Below are 15,254 nucleotides of genomic sequence, written 5' to 3'. Positions count from 1 at the left end.
GGGGCTACGCGGTTGCCGCGCTCGCCCGAACCGACTAGAGAGAGCAGGATTTTCGCAAGAAGGAACCGATCCGCGTGAGCGACGAAAAGAAGCAAAGTGCCCTTTGGGAAAACGTCAAGGTCATCATCCAGGCTCTTCTCCTGGCCATGGTGATCCGGACCGTGTTCTTTCAGCCCTTCACGATTCCATCCGGCTCGATGATGCCGACGCTGCTGGTTGGCGACTACATCTTCGTCAACAAGTTCTCCTACGGCTATTCGAAGTATTCGCTGCCCTTCTCGCCGAACCTCTTCGAAGGCCGCATTTTCGCGAGCGAACCAGAGCGCGGCGACATCGCCGTCTTCCGTTTCCCGCCGAACCCCAGCATCGACTACATCAAGCGCATCGTCGGCCTGCCGGGCGACCGGATTCAGGTGATCGGCGGCGTGCTGCAGGTCAACGGCCAGCCTGTGCCGAAGATCCAGGACGGTGTCTTTACCTCCGACTACCGTATGGATCCGGGTACGGATGTGCCGGTCTTCCGCGAGACGCTGGAAAACGGCGTGAGCTACGACACGCTCGACCAGGCCCAGGGCACCCGCGGTGACGACACCCGCGAATTCATCGTGCCGGAAGGCCATTATTTCGCGATGGGCGACAACCGCGACAACTCGCTCGACAGCCGCTTCGACGTCGGCTTCGTGCCGGCCGAAAACCTGATCGGCAAAGCCTCGCTGATCTTCTTCTCGCTCGGCAACGACACCTCGTTCCGCGAAGTCTGGAAGTGGCCGGCCAACATGCGTTGGGATCGCCTGTTCAAGGTGGTCGAATGACGAACAAGAAGGTGGTCGGCGAAAAGGATTGGACGCAGCTCGAAGTTGCGATCGGCCACAAGTTCGCCGACCGCGACCGCCTGATGCGCGCGCTGACCCATGCCAGCGCCCAGGTCTCGCGGGGCAAGAAAGGCGACTACGAACGGCTTGAGTTCCTAGGCGACCGGGTGCTCGGCCTGTGTGTCGCCGAAATGCTCTTCACCACCTTCCGCGATGCGGCCGAGGGCGAACTCTCCGTGCGCTTCAACCAGCTGGTCAGCGCCGAGGCCTGCGCCTCGGTGGCCGACGAGATGGAGCTGCACCGCTTCATCCGCACCGGCTCGGACGTGAAGAAGATCACCGCGAAGAACATGCTGAATGTTCGCGCCGACGTGGTCGAGAGCCTGATCGCCGCGATCTATCTCGAAGCAGGATTGGAGGCCGCCCGCGGCTTCATCCTGAAATACTGGCAGGGCCGTGCTGCCCGCGCCGACGGCGCTCGCCGTGACGCCAAGACCGAATTGCAGGAATGGACGCATGCCAGGTATGGCGCGCCGCCCAACTACAAGGTTGCCGATCGCTCCGGACCGGATCATGATCCCCGCTTCACGGTGATCGTCGAGATCCCGGGTCTGAAGCCCGAGATCGGCATCGATCGTTCCAAGCGTGCCGCCGAACAGGTGGCCGCGACCAAGATACTCGAACGCGAAGGCGTCTGGGCAAAGCCCTCCGACGCCAACTGATTGGACACCATGACCGAGATAGAGACAGAGGACGGCGGCGAAGCCATCGTCAACACCCCGACCCGATCCGGCTTCGTAGCCTTGATCGGCCCCACCAATGCCGGCAAGTCGACGTTGGTCAACCGCTTCGTCGGTGCCAAGGTGTCGATCGTCAGCCACAAGGTGCAGACGACCCGCGCTGTGATGCGCGGCATCGCGATCCACAAGAACGCCCAGATCGTCTTCATGGACACGCCCGGCATTTTCAAGCCGCGTCGCAAGCTGGACCGCGCCATGGTGACATCAGCCTGGGGCGGCGCCAAGGATGCCGACATCATCCTGCTGCTCATCGACAGCGAACGGGGCCTGCGCGGTGATGCCGAGGCGATCCTGGAAGCGCTGAAGGATGTGCCGCAGCCGAAGATCCTTGTTTTGAACAAGATCGACCGCGTGCGCCATGAAGACCTGTTCAAGCTTGCCGAGACAGCTAACGAAGCCGTCAAATTCGACCGCACCTTCATGATCTCGGCGACCACGGGCTCGGGCTGCGACGACATCATGGACTACCTGGCCGAAACCTTCCCGGAAGGTCCCTGGTATTATCCGGAAGACCAGATCTCGGATCTGCCGATGCGCCAGCTCGCGGCCGAAATCACCCGCGAGAAGCTGTTCCTGCGCCTGCACCAGGAGCTTCCCTATTCTTCGCATGTCGAGACTGAGAAGTGGGAAGAGCGCAAGGACGGTTCCGTCCGCATCGAGCAGGTCATCTATGTCGAGCGCGACAGCCAGAAGAAGATTGTGCTTGGCAAGAACGGCGATGCGATCAAGTCGATCTCCACAGCCTCCCGCAAGGAGATGTCCGAGATCCTCGAGCAGCCGGTGCACCTCTTCCTCTTCGTCAAGGTGCGCGAGAACTGGGGTAACGACCCCGAGCGCTTCCGCGAGATGGGTCTCGAATTCCCGCGCGACTGAATGTGATTGTGCGAAGGGCGCTCAGCCCTTCGCCACCCGCCTTGCGACGAAGTCCGAAATCGTCGGTCCGATCAGAATGATCAGGATCAGCCGCATGGTCTGCAGCGCCATGATGAAGGACATGTCGACGGGCGTCGTCGCGGCGATGATCGCGATCGAATCGAGCCCGCCGGGGCTCGTTGCGAGATAGGCGGTCAGCGGGTCGATGCCATGCAGCGACCAGAGCAGGAAGGCGAGCCCGCCGCCAAATGCCATCAGCACAAGGATCGAGCCGACGATCTGGGGCAGGGCACTTGCCGCATGCCGCAAGATCCGCCGGGTAAACGACAGCCCGATCCGCCAGCCGATCACACCATATCCCAGCGCCAGCAGCCATTCGGGCAGAAGCAAGGCGATGTAGCCCGTCACATGCAAGATCGTCGTGGCAATGAGCGGCAGGAGCATGGTCCCGGCCGGTATGCGAAGCCAGGCGCCGACCGAAGCCGCAGCGATTGCCGCCGCAAGTGTCAGGCCGAGATCGAGCCAGTCGGTTTCCGGAAACCAGACGACGGGCTGGGCGGCGCCCCCTTCGATGTTGAAGACGAAGGCCGCCATCAGCGAGGCCCCGGTCGCGACGAACGCGACCCGCAGATATTGCATGAAGGCGACGAGCCTCGGATCGCCGCCATGGGCCTCCGCCATCAGCACCATCGCTGATGCCGCCCCCGCAGACGTTCCCCAGATCGCGGTCGTGCCTGGCAGGATCTCCGCTTTCGCCATGAAATAGCCGAGCAGGCTGCTCGCCGCGATGATCGACAGCACGACAGAGAGGAAGATCGGCCAGTCATCCGCGACCGTCGACAGCGTCCCGAGATCGATCGAGCGCGCAATGATGCAGCCGATCAGCGAGTGGGCGAAGATGTAGGGGTAGCGATGGACGGAAAGCCGCGCTCCATTGGTGGCAACCAGAATTGCCGCGACCATGGGTCCGAGCAGGAGGGCGCCCGGGATATGCGCAAGGAAAAGGCCGCCTGATATGGCGAAGGACAGCCCGAGAAGAATGGCCCAGCGGAGGATGACCGGAAGCGGTGTCAGCAGGCCGGGTTGCGGCGGCGCGCTCACCGCGGATGCCGGCGAGGCGACGGAAGCCGCAACGCCGTCCGGGTCGGGCTGCTTGAACGTCTCGGGATCCTTGTCCGAAGCCATGAGCGTCTCCGTCCTTCGTCTGAGATCCGTCTCCGGGAAAGTTCTGGACGAAAGCGTGATTTCATCAAATAAATGAGGCGCACCTCACAATCGAGTTTTATGAGAATGACCTCGCAAAAGTCAAGTTCGGCAACACCCCAGCCGGCTCCAGCGCCGACCGCCAAGGAGCCGAAGCGCAAGCGCGGCATCGCCCGGGTCGCCAAGCTTCTCGACGCCGGGGCCGCCGTTTTTGCGGAGCAGGGCTACAAGGCCGCGACCATGACCGAGATCGCCGCCCGTGCTGGCGCCCCGATCGGCTCACTCTACCAGTTCTTCCCCAACAAGGATCTGCTCGCCGACGCCTTGATTGCCCGTTATGCCGAACATGTCGAGGCAGCGCTGTACCGGATCAAGGCGGAAGCGTCTGGTTTGGATGCCATGCAGCTCGGTGATCGGCTGCTCGATGTCCTGGTCGCCCATGCGACCGAACGCAGTCTGGCACTCAGCCTTCTCGATGCGCGATGGGAGCAGCCGGGCGTACGTCCAGGCCTGCTGCGCGAAGGCTTGCGTCGGCGCATCGCCGAAATCATCTCAGTCTGGCGTCCGGCAATCGCCGGGGAACAGGCGCAGGTCATGGCTGTCGTCCTTCTGCAGGCGATGAAGTCGCTCGTGCAACTGCATGAAGAGAAACGCTATCCCGGCAAGGCCGAGGCAATCGCCCACTGGCGCGGCTGGGTGCAGCGCTATCTGACCGAAATCTGATCTGAGTGCCGAAATCCCTCGCTCTCCCGGGGGCTCTGGGGTAAAACCGGATCATGCAATGGACAGATGAGGCGATCCTTCTCGGGGTGCGACGGCATGGCGAAACAAGCGTCATTACCGAGATGATGACGCGCAGCCGTGGACGCCATCTGGGCATGGTCCGCTCCGGCCGCTCGCGAACCATGCAGCCCGTCCTGCAACCCGGTAACCGTCTCGAAGTTACCTGGCGTGCGCGCCTCGACGAACATCTCGGCGAATATAGGGTCGAGCCGCTGCAACTGCGGGCAGGCCGCCTGATGGAGACGGCGACCGCCGTCTACGGCGTCCAGGCGCTGGCATCGCTGCTGCGTCTTCTCCCCGAACGGGATCCCCATCCGCATCTCTTCCAGGCGCTGGACGTGATTCTCGACCATCTGGAAGATCCCGCGACGGCGGGCGAACTTTTCGTCCGCTTCGAACTGGCGCTGCTGAACGATCTCGGATTTGGTCTGGATCTGGAGGAATGTGCGGCGACGGGTACACGCCACGATCTTGCTTATGTCTCGCCGAAATCGGGCAGGGCCGTCAGTCGCGAGGCAGGTGAGCCCTGGGCCGACAAGATGCTGGCCTTGCCGGATTTCCTCACCCCCGGCACGAACCGGGCGGCCGATCCGGAGACTCTGGCGGCAGCCTTCCGGCTCACGGCCTATTTCCTGGATCGGCACGTCTACGTGCCGCGGGGGCTTGAACCCGGCGCGGCACGGGAGGGCTTCTGTCAGGCAGCGTTGAAGACCTTGCGCTCGCTGGAGACCATAGGCGAATTGGCGGCCCCCAGAAACACGGCCTGATCCTCGGGCGCAGATTTCGCCATGTGATCGTGAATCGCGGCCTGCAGCTCGCTGATATTGCGATAGCTGCCGCCGTCGAGGTCGATGACCGGATATTTGACGGCGATGAACTTGACCCTATCGCCATCGGGGATGGTGATGCCAACCGGGATCCCGGCATATTCGATAACTTGCTTCTTCATAACGATATTCCCCGCCCATGCGCACGGCACGGCGTTGTCTAAGATGTCGATGAAATGAAATCAGTGCTTGCGCAGCGTCACATTCGACAGGTGCATTCGGAATGGCGTTTCACCATCACGAAGCGCGGGGTCGTCTGCCAGGATCGGATGGCATCAAGAAACACAACTTGCATTTCGCTGACCTCCTTCTTTGGCTGCGGCCTCCCAGTCGGAGGCCGTTCATGGTTCGTCGTCAGTGTCCGAACCAGCTCGCACAAGGTAGGTGCTGGCTCGGAATCCGTCAACGGTCAGTCCGGGAAAAATAAAATAATTTTCTGTGACAGTCGCTGTCAGCTGAAAACACAGGAATTTTGATCCGGCATAGGGCGAATGCCGAAATATGATCTTACTTTGGGCAAAATTACGCCACTGCGATTTCTGGTCGCTCGACCGATTTTTCGCTGATCGGCCAATGCACCACAGCCGCGAAGATCCCGAGCGCCACACCCAGCCACCAGACCTGGTCATAGGTTCCGAACAGGTCGTAGAGATAACCGCCCATCCACACGCCGAGGAAGGATCCGATCTGGTGCGACAGGAACACCAGGCCGCCCAGCAGGCCGAGGTGGCGCGTGCCGAACATGATGGCCACCAGCCCATTGGTCGGCGGCACGGTAGAAAGCCACAAGAGGCCCATCACGGCGGCAAAGACGACCACGGAGGCCGGCGTCTGCGGCAGAAGCAGGAAGAGCGTCACCGTGATCGAGCGGCCGATATAGATGTAGGCGAGGAAATAGGGCTTGGAATAGCGCTGCCCGATCCAGCCGGCGGCGAGTGAGCCGATGATGTTGAAGAAGCCGATCAGCGCCATGGCAATGACGGCATAGCTCGCCTCGATGCCGATATCGCCGAGATAGGCCGGGAAATGCGCGGTGATGAAGGCGACCTGGAAGCCGCAGACGAAGAAGCCGGTGGTGAGGAGCAGATAGCTCTTGTGCGCGAAGGCTTCCTTCAGCGCTTCCGCCACGGTCTGCTTGTATTGGTTGCCCGACTGGCTGCCGGACTGCGCATTGCCGCGCAGCGGGAAGGCGAGCAGCGGCACGACCAGCATCATCACGGCGATGATGACGAGACTGTCCGACCAGCCAAAGGCAGAGATGAAACCCTGGCTGAGCGGCGCAAACAGGAACATGCCGGCCGAACCCGCAGCCGTCCCGATGCCAAATGCCATCGACCGCTGCTCCGGCGTCACATTGCGGGCAAAGGCGGAGAGGATGACGCTGAACGAGCCGGCCCCGATGGCCGTGCCAACCAGCACGCCGCCGCCGATATGCAGCCAGATCGGCGCTGCCGCATGCGCCATCATCACCAGGCCCGCCGCATAAAGCACGCCGGACATGACGAGCACGCGACCGGTTCCGTATTTGTCGGCAAGCGCGCCGAAAAACGGCTGGCTGATGCCCCAGAACAGGTTCTGGAAAGCCATGGCGAGACCAAACGTAGAGCGATCCCATCCCCGATCGGCGAGCATCGGCAGCTGGAAGAAGCCCATGGCCGAGCGCGGCCCGAAGGTCATCACCGCAATCAGCGATCCTGCAAGAATGATGAGCCAGGGCATGGCAGGACGGCTGGTGGTCGTCATGGTGGATTCTCCTCTGTCGATCACACAATAGTGCAGTCGGATCATGAGCAGAAACGCCTTTTGATGAACTGGCCATCACGGGATTTGATGGATGTTAGGGGTGAGAGATTTTACGGCTGGATCCTTCGAGGCCCCTGCTAGCGCAGGGGCACCTCAGGATGAGGGGCTGCAGAGCCGGCTTGGACGCTTCAGATATTCCGCTTGCGCTGAGGCACCGAGCGCAAATTGATCAGCCCTCATCCTGAGGTGGGAGCGAAGCGACCCTCGAAGGACGAGGCCGGGTGGGGTTCCCAGTTAGACGCTTGACCGGCCCCCGATGCGACAAATCAGGAAGGGCCTCATAGGCATAGGCGATGAGCGCTTCCTTCTTCTGCCGGTTCCAGCCCTTGATCTGTCGCTCGCGGGCGATGGCGTCGAGGATGCGGTCATAGCTTTCGGTAAACACCAGTTCCACCGGTCGGCGTTTGGCTGTGTAGCCATCGTAGGTGCCCGCGTTGTGCTCCCAGATCCGCGCCTCGATAGGCTGTTTCGTCAGTCCGGTGTAGTAGGAGCCGTCGCTGCAGCGAAGGATGTAGACTGTGACCTCCATATGGATCACCTCAATGGTGCGTCTCCATGCTGCCGCCACTTCTATTGCGGCACAACCCCAGAATCTGCTGGGATTTGTGCCGTCAGAGCCCACACTCGCAAGCTCCCTCGGGGACGGCCGGTGGATGAGGCTGGATCCTTCGAGGCCCTTGCTAGCGCAAGAGCACCTCAGGATGAGGGGCTGCGGAGCCGATTTCGACGCTACAGATCTACCGTTTATGCTGCGTCATCGAGCGCAAAACGATCAGCCCTCATCCTGAGGTGGGAGCGGCGCGACCCTCGAAGGACGAGGGCGGGTGGCATCCTCCCCAATCAATCTCACCGCTGCTTGATCGCCCACCCCTCACGGCTGCCGAGCACCGTCACCGCATCGCCAACCCGAACCAGACCCTCTCCCCGAGGCACCGCATTCCAGCCGAACAGCACCCCCGGCACGCGACGGTCTGCGGACATCCGGAGCCGTCCCATGGCCGGCATGGGATTGGCGCCCTCGCGCGATCCCGTCCGCTGGTCTTGGCTTGTCATGATGCAGCGGGGGCAGGGTTTGACGAAATCGAAGCGGATGCCGCCGATCTCGAGGCCCGTCCAGGTATCTTCAGCCCAGGCCTCGTCGCAGTCGACGACGATGTTGGGCCGAAAGCGGTCCATGCCGACTTCACCTTCGCCATGCCGCTCCATGTCTTCGTTCAGCGCTCGCAACGATCCTGATGTCGTCACCAGGATCTGGTAGCCATCGGCAAAGCCCATGGGCGAATTCTCGCCCGCCCATTCCGCGCTCGCCTCGCGGCGGCTGTCGCCATCGATGAAGACGAGTTTGACGGGCTGTCCGAACCACTCCGAGAGCTTGTCGTTGATGCTGTCATGCGCGACAGCGGCACTGACGATCGAGCGCCAGATCGCCACATCCATGCGATTGTCCGGCTGCGGTGGCGCGACCATCATCTCGCGCCCGTCATCCAGCCGAAGCGTCAGATAGGCCGCTGCCGGAAGGGCGGTGAGACGGGCAAGCTCCGGCAGTTCCCGCTGGGTGATAAAGTGGCCGGAGGGATCGACCAGCATCATCCGCCGGTCACCACCCAGACCCATGGCGTCGATACGCGCCTGGGGAAGTGCGATCCCCCGGCCGCTCTTGAACGGATAGATGAAGAGATCAGTGATCTGCATGCCGCACCTTCAGATTTCGTCGCGGAAAAGGGAGAGGAAAAGGCTGAGCCGCTCGTGCCGTTCTTTTGCGAGCTTGGCACCCGTCTCGGTCTGGAAACCGCCGGAAAGTTTCATCAGCTTGGCCGGGAAATGATCGATCGCATAGGACCGGTCATCGAGCGGGCGATGCTCGGCGCCGGGATCGCCCGGGTGATAGAGACCGGAGCCCATGCGACCGGCGATGTAGAAGCAGCGCGCCACACCGACCATGCCGATCGCATCCAGCCGGTCGGCATCCTGCAGCATCTTCGCTTCCAGTGTTTCCGGCTGGATATTGGCGGAAAAGCTGTGCGTCAGGATCGCATGGGCGACCGCTGCGATCTTCGCCTCAGGCCAACCCAGCCTGGCAAGGATACCGCTCGCCTTTTCTGCCGCAAGCCGCGAGGCCTGGGACCGGAGGGGCGAGCTCTTCTCGACGGCGACGCAATCATGCAGCAGCACGGCGGCTGCTAGGATTTGAGGATCGCCGCCTTCGCCGGCCTGGATCTTCAGCGCATTCTTGAAGACGCGATGGATATGGGCGAGGTCGTGCGAGCCATCATCCCCCTCGGTGGCGTGATCGAGGAGATCGGCGGCTAGCGCCTCATGAGGGGCAAAATCGGCGGCGGTGAGAAGGGCGGTCAAGTGTCAGTCCCCGTTTCGGCTGGCCGCATCTAGCCTTGCGAGCGCTCCCTGTTCAACCGCCCTTGATCAGATCCCCGTCGGCGCCTCGTCCTCGTCCACGGCTGGTGATCTGCCGGACTTGCCGCTCAGGATCTTCTGGTAGAAGAGCCCGATGCCGATCAGAACGAAGCCGAGGCCGATGAAGGAGAGCGCACGCAGCACGCCTTCGAGATTGGCCATGTCGATCAGGAAGACCTTGGCGACCGTCACGATGACGATGACCGCCGACGCGATGCGCAGGGTTCTGGCATCGAATCGTGAACCGAGCACGAGCAGCCCGACGCCGATCGCGAGCCAAGCGACCGAATAGCTGTAGGTCTCCGCCTGCTCGAAACCCTTCCAATAGGCGATGAACTCGCCCTGCCAGAAGCGCCGGACCGAAAGCGTCACCCAGGCAAAGCCGAGCACCGCACCGGAAAGCGCGAGCAGCACGACATAGGGCAGGGGCCGCTTGTCACGCGCATAAAAGGCGAGGCCCGCATAGGCGAGGCCGGGCAAGAAATAACCGATCAGCAGCAGGTTGATCAGCGGCCAACTGCCGGTGCTCTCGCCGGTGAAATAGGGATTGAGTGCACCGAGATGCAGGCTCACCGTCTGGGCGATGGCAACCCCGCCCGCGACCATCGAGCCATAGCGGAAGACAGGGCTCGGCGATTTGAGATCAAGCGTCATCAAGATGCCCGAGAGCCCGACGACCAGCAGCGTGTAGATCGACTGTTCGCCAAGCGTCGGCGTCGAGGAAGCAAGCACGCCACCATTCATCGCATGGCGCACCAGGATGGCGATGGCGAGAAGGCCGAGAAGGCTGGCCAGCCCCTGCAGAGCATTGCGAACCCTCTGACCCGGCCAGTTGCGCATCTCATAGGCCGACAGCAGCGCCAACAGCGCCGGAATGCCATAACCCGGCAGTAACTGGTTGAGGATGGGCGTACGCGACAAGGCATCAGGACCGACCAGCGTCGGATCCCAGGCGATGCGGAAGAGCACGCCGACGAGCGCGGTGACCATCATCCAAGGCAATCCGCTCCAGCGCCGCTTGCGCGTCGTCATCAGATAGGCAAAGCCGAGCAGGGCGAGCAGGATCGTGGTCGCCAGGCCATCGGTGAGTGTGTGCAAGGCGAGCGCGAAGGCGGCGAAACTGCCTGTCAGCAGCACATCGATGCCACGCCGGAAGGTGGGCATGGCGCCCTTGCGGTCGAGGAATTCACAAGCCCCGAGCAGCACCGCACCGAGGCCGATGGCAAACAGCCCGTGCAGCCAGTCGCGGGCATAAATGCCGTAGAAAACGAAGCTGATGGTTGCGAGCAGTACCGGGAGTGCGGGCGCAATCGCCGCCCAGACCGTCGAGAACAACGGATCTTCGGCAAAGCGACGGCGGATCTGGGCAAGGCCAATGAAGAGGAAGACTGCGGCGAGACCGAGCAGCACATACATCGTGGTCACATCGAGGCCCGGCAGGCTGGTCTTGACCAGATCCCAGCCAAGCAACATGGCCTGCGCCTGACCCACCATGCCGGTTTCGACCACGGCCGCGAGCAAGGCTCCTGCTGCTGCAATGACCGTTGGCCAGAAAGCGCCGTGACGCGCGCTGCCCGCTGCAGCAAGCGCTGCGATCAGCGCGGCAAAGCCGAAGAGCGGGAAGACATCCGTGATATCCCGTTCGAGCATCATGATCGCCGGGAAGAGAACCGCGAGCGACAATGTGATGTCGAGGCCGATGGTACCTGACGACATCCGCCGCCCGAGTGCTTCGAACGACAGCGGTGTGTCCGGCTCTGCCGGGTCCTTGCCAGTGTTGCCCGGCCATATCAGCATCCAGGGCGCAATCATGGCGATCAACGAGAGCGCCATCGGCGTGATTTCAGATGTGTCGATCAGCGCCACCAGCGCCCAGACCCCGAGCAGGGCCTGAGCGATCGATGGCACGACCAGCCAGCCCTTGAAGCGTGATGCGACGGAGGTCGCGACCTGCGCGACGGTCAGGTAGATGAACAGCGTCCAGAGGTTTGGCGCCGCGGTCGAGATGAGGAGCGGCGTCAGCATTGAGCCGGCAAGCCCAAGCCCCGCCAACGCCTGGCCGTGCAGGAGCGAAAGGCCGAGCACGCCGAAGGCGGTGAGCGCCAGCATAAGGAAAGCGAGCGTCGGGCCGATGAATTCATAGATCCCATGAGCCGCATAGATTGCGCCGAACAGGGAGACCGCGCCGGCGGCCGTCAGGATGCCCGGCACCATGGCATTGGCGTAGAGAGCTTCGGCCTTAGGCAAGGCCTCGCGGCGTATGAGTTCTCCGACGGCGATGAGGGCGAGACCGAAAAGGGCGGCAAGTGTGAGCCGTACGCCGGGGCCGAGCAGTCCGCTTTCGATCGAGTAGCGCACCAGGAATACGCCACCGAGCGCCAGTGCCAGGCCGCCGGCCCAGACCGCCCAACGAGCGCCGAGCAGATTTTCGAGGCTTTCGGCCGGTGCCGCTGCGGATGCCGCAGGCTGCGCGCGTGCAGCCGCAGGCAGAGGTTCGAGCTCCGGTTCGTCCTCGACCAATGCAGGCTGCTGCTGGCCCCGCGGCGCCACCTCTTCCAGCGGCGGCTCTTCGCCATCAAGGCTGTCTTCGATCTCTGCGGTGCTGGTCGCTGTTGCAGGCGCAGAAGCCCGCGTCGAAACCGCGGCAACGCCCGGTTCGATGTCTGCTCCGCCAAGCCGCAGCAACCGCTCGCGGACTTCGCCGAGTTCCTTTTCCAGCCGGTCGATCCGCTTGGTGGATCCTCGGTTGATGATGAAGAGAACGCCGACCAGAATCAGCGGCAACAATTCGAACATGCTTCCTCGCAGCTTGCGAAACGAGGTCACAAACTAGCGGTTTTCTCGGGAAGGAAAAGCGTTGCGCGTCACGCAGTGTTCCAGCGGGTTGGCGGGTGTTTGCGTGGGGGCACCAGAAGGACCACCGCGCGTGCGGCAGCGACCTCTTGCAATCGCGGGCGAAACTTCTTAAATCCGGACTACCGGCGATCGCCGGTTTTCTTTGGCGCTTATTATGCTCGACCTGAGCATAATTAATGGAGGAGATGGCCATGGAAGCGCAGCACCTGCCGCAAACCCGCCCCGCGATCCGCACCGCAGCCGAGCGTTTCGGCGTCTGGGAACGCCCGGATCTGAGCTATACGCCCGTTGTCGCCAAGGAGACCGAGCACCTCTATGAGCGTGTCCGCGATTTCATTCCGGCGATCGAATGGCCGGTCTTTGCGCCTTATATCCATGCCATCAATCGGCTGAAGAAGGAGCGCGGCGCCGTCATCCTCGCGCATAACTATCAGACGCCGGAGATCTTTCACTGCGTCGCCGACATCAAGGGCGATTCGCTGCAGCTTGCCCGCGATGCCGTCAGCGTCGATGCCGAGATCATCGTCCAGTGCGGCGTGCATTTCATGGCTGAGACCTCCAAGCTGCTGAACCCGGAAAAGACTGTGCTGATCCCCGATGGCCGCGCCGGCTGCTCGCTGTCGGAATCGATCACCGGCGCCGATGTCCGTTTGCTGCGCGAGCGCTATCCCGGCGTGCCCGTCGTCACCTACGTCAACACGTCCGCCGACGTGAAGGCCGAGACCGACATGTGCTGCACCTCGGCAAATGCCGTCGACGTGGTCAACAGCTTCGACAGCGACACCGTGCTCTGCATTCCCGACGAATATCTGGCGATGAACGTCGCCAACCAGACACCTAAGAAGATCCTCACCTGGAAGGGCCACTGCGAGGTGCATGATCGCTTCACGGCCGACGAACTCCTGGAATACAAGCGGGCCGATCCGCGCATCGAGATCGTCGCCCATCCGGAATGCCATCCGACCGTGCTGGCGGTCTCCGACTATGCCGGCTCGACCAAGGGCATGATCGATTACGTCAAGACCAAGCGCCCGGCCCGTGTTCTGCTCGTCACCGAATGCTCGATGGCCTCCAATATCCAGGTCGAAGTGCCCGAGGTCGATTTCGTCAAGCCCTGCAATCTCTGTCCGCACATGAAGCGCATCACCCTGCCGAAGATCCTCGACAGCCTGCTCTTCATGACCGAGGAAGTGACGGTTGACCCCGCGATTGCGGGCCGCGCAAGGCTTGCCGTCGAGCGGATGATCAATCTGAAGAATTGAAATACCGGCCGGCCGGGGAGGGCTGAATGCCAACCAATCTTGAATCCATGCGGCCTCAATCCTGGCAGGGCATCGACGATATCGTCATCGTCGGCGGCGGCTTGGCCGGCCTTTTCTGCGCGCTGAAACTGGCGCCACGCCCCGTCACGGTGCTGGCCGCCGCCCCCATCGGGCAGGGCGCGTCCTCGGCCTGGGCGCAAGGCGGCATTGCCGCTGCCATGAGCCCAGGCGACAGCTTCGACAAACATCTGGCGGATACGGTGTCAGCCGGCGCCGGACTGGTCGAGGAGAAGATGGCCCGGCTGATGATCTCCGAGGGACCGGACCGCGTGCATGATCTGCTCGGCTATGGCGTACCCTTCGATCGTGATCTCGAGGGGCATCTGCTTCTATCGCGCGAGGCCGCCCATTCCGAGCGGCGCATCGTGCGCGTGGCGGGTGACCGGGCGGGCGGCGCGATCATGGAGGCGCTGATCTCCGCTGTCCGCCGGACGCCCTCGATCCGGGTCATGGAAGGTTATGTCGTCGAGGAACTGATCGCCGAGGGGCGTTTCGTCTCCGGTGTCATTGCGCGGCCCGATGCCGGACAGTCAAAGACCCGCGTCGCCTTTCCGGCGCGCGCAGTCGTGCTCTGCTCCGGCGGCGTCGGCCATCTCTACCAGGTGACCACCAACCCGACGGAAGCGCGCGGGACCGGTGTCGGCATGGCCGCCAAGGCCGGTGCCATGATTGCGGATCCCGAATTCGTCCAGTTCCATCCGACCGCCATCGACATCGGTCAGGATCCGGCGCCCCTCGCGACCGAGGCCCTGCGGGGCGACGGTGCCGTGCTCGTCAACCGTGCCGGCCATCGCTTCATGACCGACCTGCATGCAGACGCCGAACTTGCCCCCCGCGATATCGTCGCCCGCGGTGTCTTCGCCGAAGTGGCAGCCGGCCGCGGCGCCTTCCTCGATTGCACCAAGGCGATCGGCAAGGATTTCGCCAAGCGTTTTCCGACCGTCTACGCCTCCTGCATCGCGGCGGACATCGATCCCGCGACACAAGTCATCCCGGTCGTGCCGGCCGTGCATTACCACATGGGCGGCGTGCTCGTGGATGCTGATGGCCGTACCTCGCTCGACGGCCTCTGGGCCGCCGGCGAAGTGACGTCCAGCGGCGTGCATGGCGCAAACCGTCTGGCCTCCAACTCGCTTCTCGAAGCCGTGGTCTTCGCCGGTCGCATCGCCGATTCGATCAAGGGCATGCTGCCGGAATCCGCACTCTATGAATGGGCAAAGACGGCGGGCGAAAACGACGATCTGGTGACGATCGAGGACAGCCCCGAACTCTCGACCTTGCGTGGGTTGATGAGCGCCCATGCCGGCGTCATCCGCGACGAGGCGGGCCTCAAGCTTCTCATCCGCGAACTGGTCGGTCTTGAGCGCAAGCGTCCCCGCGTGCGCTTCTCCAACATCGTGGCGACCGCCAAGCTGATCGCCGTCGGCGCATATCTGCGCACGGAAAGCCGCGGCGCACACATGCGCGCGGATCATCCGGCACCGCAGGAAGCGCTGCGCCACCGCACCTATCTGACACTCAAGGATGCAAACCGCATCGCCGCCGAACTGGCCGGCTGAGGAG

The 15,254-nt window shown here is 62.9% G+C and carries 13 protein-coding genes and 1 pseudogene; 7 read left to right on the top strand and 7 right to left on the bottom strand.

The genetic code is table 11. The features are described from left to right. Window positions 1-74 precede the first annotated feature (74 nt). From lepB to era, 3 genes are read left to right on the top strand one after another with little or no spacing between them, the layout of a single operon-like run. Window positions 75-812: a signal peptidase I gene (gene lepB, locus C0V73_RS18435; RefSeq protein WP_172450224.1), complete on the top strand. Its 738-nt coding sequence runs from the start codon at window positions 75-77 to the stop codon at window positions 810-812. Then, a complete protein-coding gene (gene rnc / locus C0V73_RS18430; protein ID WP_102021466.1) occupies window positions 809-1,534 on the top strand; it encodes a ribonuclease III in 726 nt (241 codons plus the stop codon). The genes lepB and rnc overlap by 4 nt, the downstream gene beginning before the upstream one ends. A 9-nt stretch (window positions 1,535-1,543) precedes the next feature. Next, window positions 1,544-2,485 carry a GTPase Era gene (gene era / locus C0V73_RS18425; RefSeq protein WP_102021715.1) on the top strand — a complete coding sequence of 314 codons (942 nt, stop codon included), beginning with the start codon at window positions 1,544-1,546 and terminating at the stop codon, window positions 2,483-2,485. A gap of 21 nt (window positions 2,486-2,506) precedes the next feature. Here the strand turns inward: era and C0V73_RS18420 are convergent, their stop codons facing one another. Next, window positions 2,507-3,670 (bottom strand): AbrB family transcriptional regulator, encoded by a 1,164-nt coding sequence (locus C0V73_RS18420; RefSeq protein WP_245408024.1) that lies wholly within the window; start codon window positions 3,668-3,670, stop codon window positions 2,507-2,509. A gap of 105 nt (window positions 3,671-3,775) precedes the next feature. Here C0V73_RS18420 and C0V73_RS18415 point away from each other — a divergent pair, with 105 nt between their 5' ends. Next, window positions 3,776-4,411, top strand: coding sequence for a TetR/AcrR family transcriptional regulator (locus C0V73_RS18415; protein WP_245408023.1), 636 nt, complete (start codon window positions 3,776-3,778; stop codon window positions 4,409-4,411). A gap of 53 nt (window positions 4,412-4,464) precedes the next feature. Further along, the gene (recO, locus tag C0V73_RS18410; protein WP_102021464.1) at window positions 4,465-5,238 is read left to right on the top strand and encodes a DNA repair protein RecO; all 774 of its coding nucleotides are present in this window, start codon (window positions 4,465-4,467) and stop codon (window positions 5,236-5,238) included. A 2-nt stretch (window positions 5,239-5,240) separates the two neighbouring features. Here the strand turns inward: recO and C0V73_RS18405 are convergent. The 6 genes and pseudogenes from C0V73_RS18405 to C0V73_RS18380 form a co-directional block, all read right to left on the bottom strand. After that, window positions 5,241-5,420, bottom strand: a pseudogene (locus C0V73_RS18405) (hypothetical protein); the annotation flags it as partial. Between the two features lie 400 nt (window positions 5,421-5,820). Then, entirely contained in the window at window positions 5,821-7,041 is a 1,221-nt protein-coding gene (locus C0V73_RS18400) for an MFS transporter (RefSeq protein ID WP_102021462.1), read from the bottom strand. A 229-nt stretch (window positions 7,042-7,270) separates the two neighbouring features. After that, entirely contained in the window at window positions 7,271-7,630 is a 360-nt protein-coding gene (locus C0V73_RS18395) for a GIY-YIG nuclease family protein (protein ID WP_102021461.1), read from the bottom strand. A gap of 317 nt (window positions 7,631-7,947) precedes the next feature. Further along, the gene (locus C0V73_RS18390) at window positions 7,948-8,793 is read right to left on the bottom strand and encodes an MOSC domain-containing protein (RefSeq protein WP_102021460.1); all 846 of its coding nucleotides are present in this window, start codon (window positions 8,791-8,793) and stop codon (window positions 7,948-7,950) included. A 9-nt stretch (window positions 8,794-8,802) separates the two neighbouring features. Then, window positions 8,803-9,456, bottom strand: coding sequence for an HD domain-containing protein (locus tag C0V73_RS18385; protein WP_102021459.1), 654 nt, complete (start codon window positions 9,454-9,456; stop codon window positions 8,803-8,805). Between the two features lie 66 nt (window positions 9,457-9,522). Continuing rightward, complete coding sequence (locus tag C0V73_RS18380) at window positions 9,523-12,309, bottom strand: DUF2339 domain-containing protein (RefSeq protein WP_102021458.1); 2,787 nt, start codon at window positions 12,307-12,309, stop codon at window positions 9,523-9,525. A 251-nt stretch (window positions 12,310-12,560) separates the two neighbouring features. Here C0V73_RS18380 and nadA point away from each other — a divergent pair, with 251 nt between their 5' ends. Further along, window positions 12,561-13,631: a quinolinate synthase NadA gene (gene nadA, locus C0V73_RS18375; RefSeq protein ID WP_245408022.1), complete on the top strand. Its 1,071-nt coding sequence runs from the start codon at window positions 12,561-12,563 to the stop codon at window positions 13,629-13,631. 26 nt (window positions 13,632-13,657) lie between these two features. After that, window positions 13,658-15,250, top strand: a complete 1,593-nt coding sequence (locus C0V73_RS18370; protein WP_172450223.1) for an L-aspartate oxidase — start codon at window positions 13,658-13,660, stop codon at window positions 15,248-15,250. Window positions 15,251-15,254: the final 4 nt, after the last annotated feature.

Source organism: Rhizobium sp. TH135, from assembly GCF_002855515.1.
Lineage (GTDB): Bacteria > Pseudomonadota > Alphaproteobacteria > Rhizobiales > Rhizobiaceae > Allorhizobium.
This window is presented reverse-complemented; position numbering and strand designations above follow the sequence as displayed.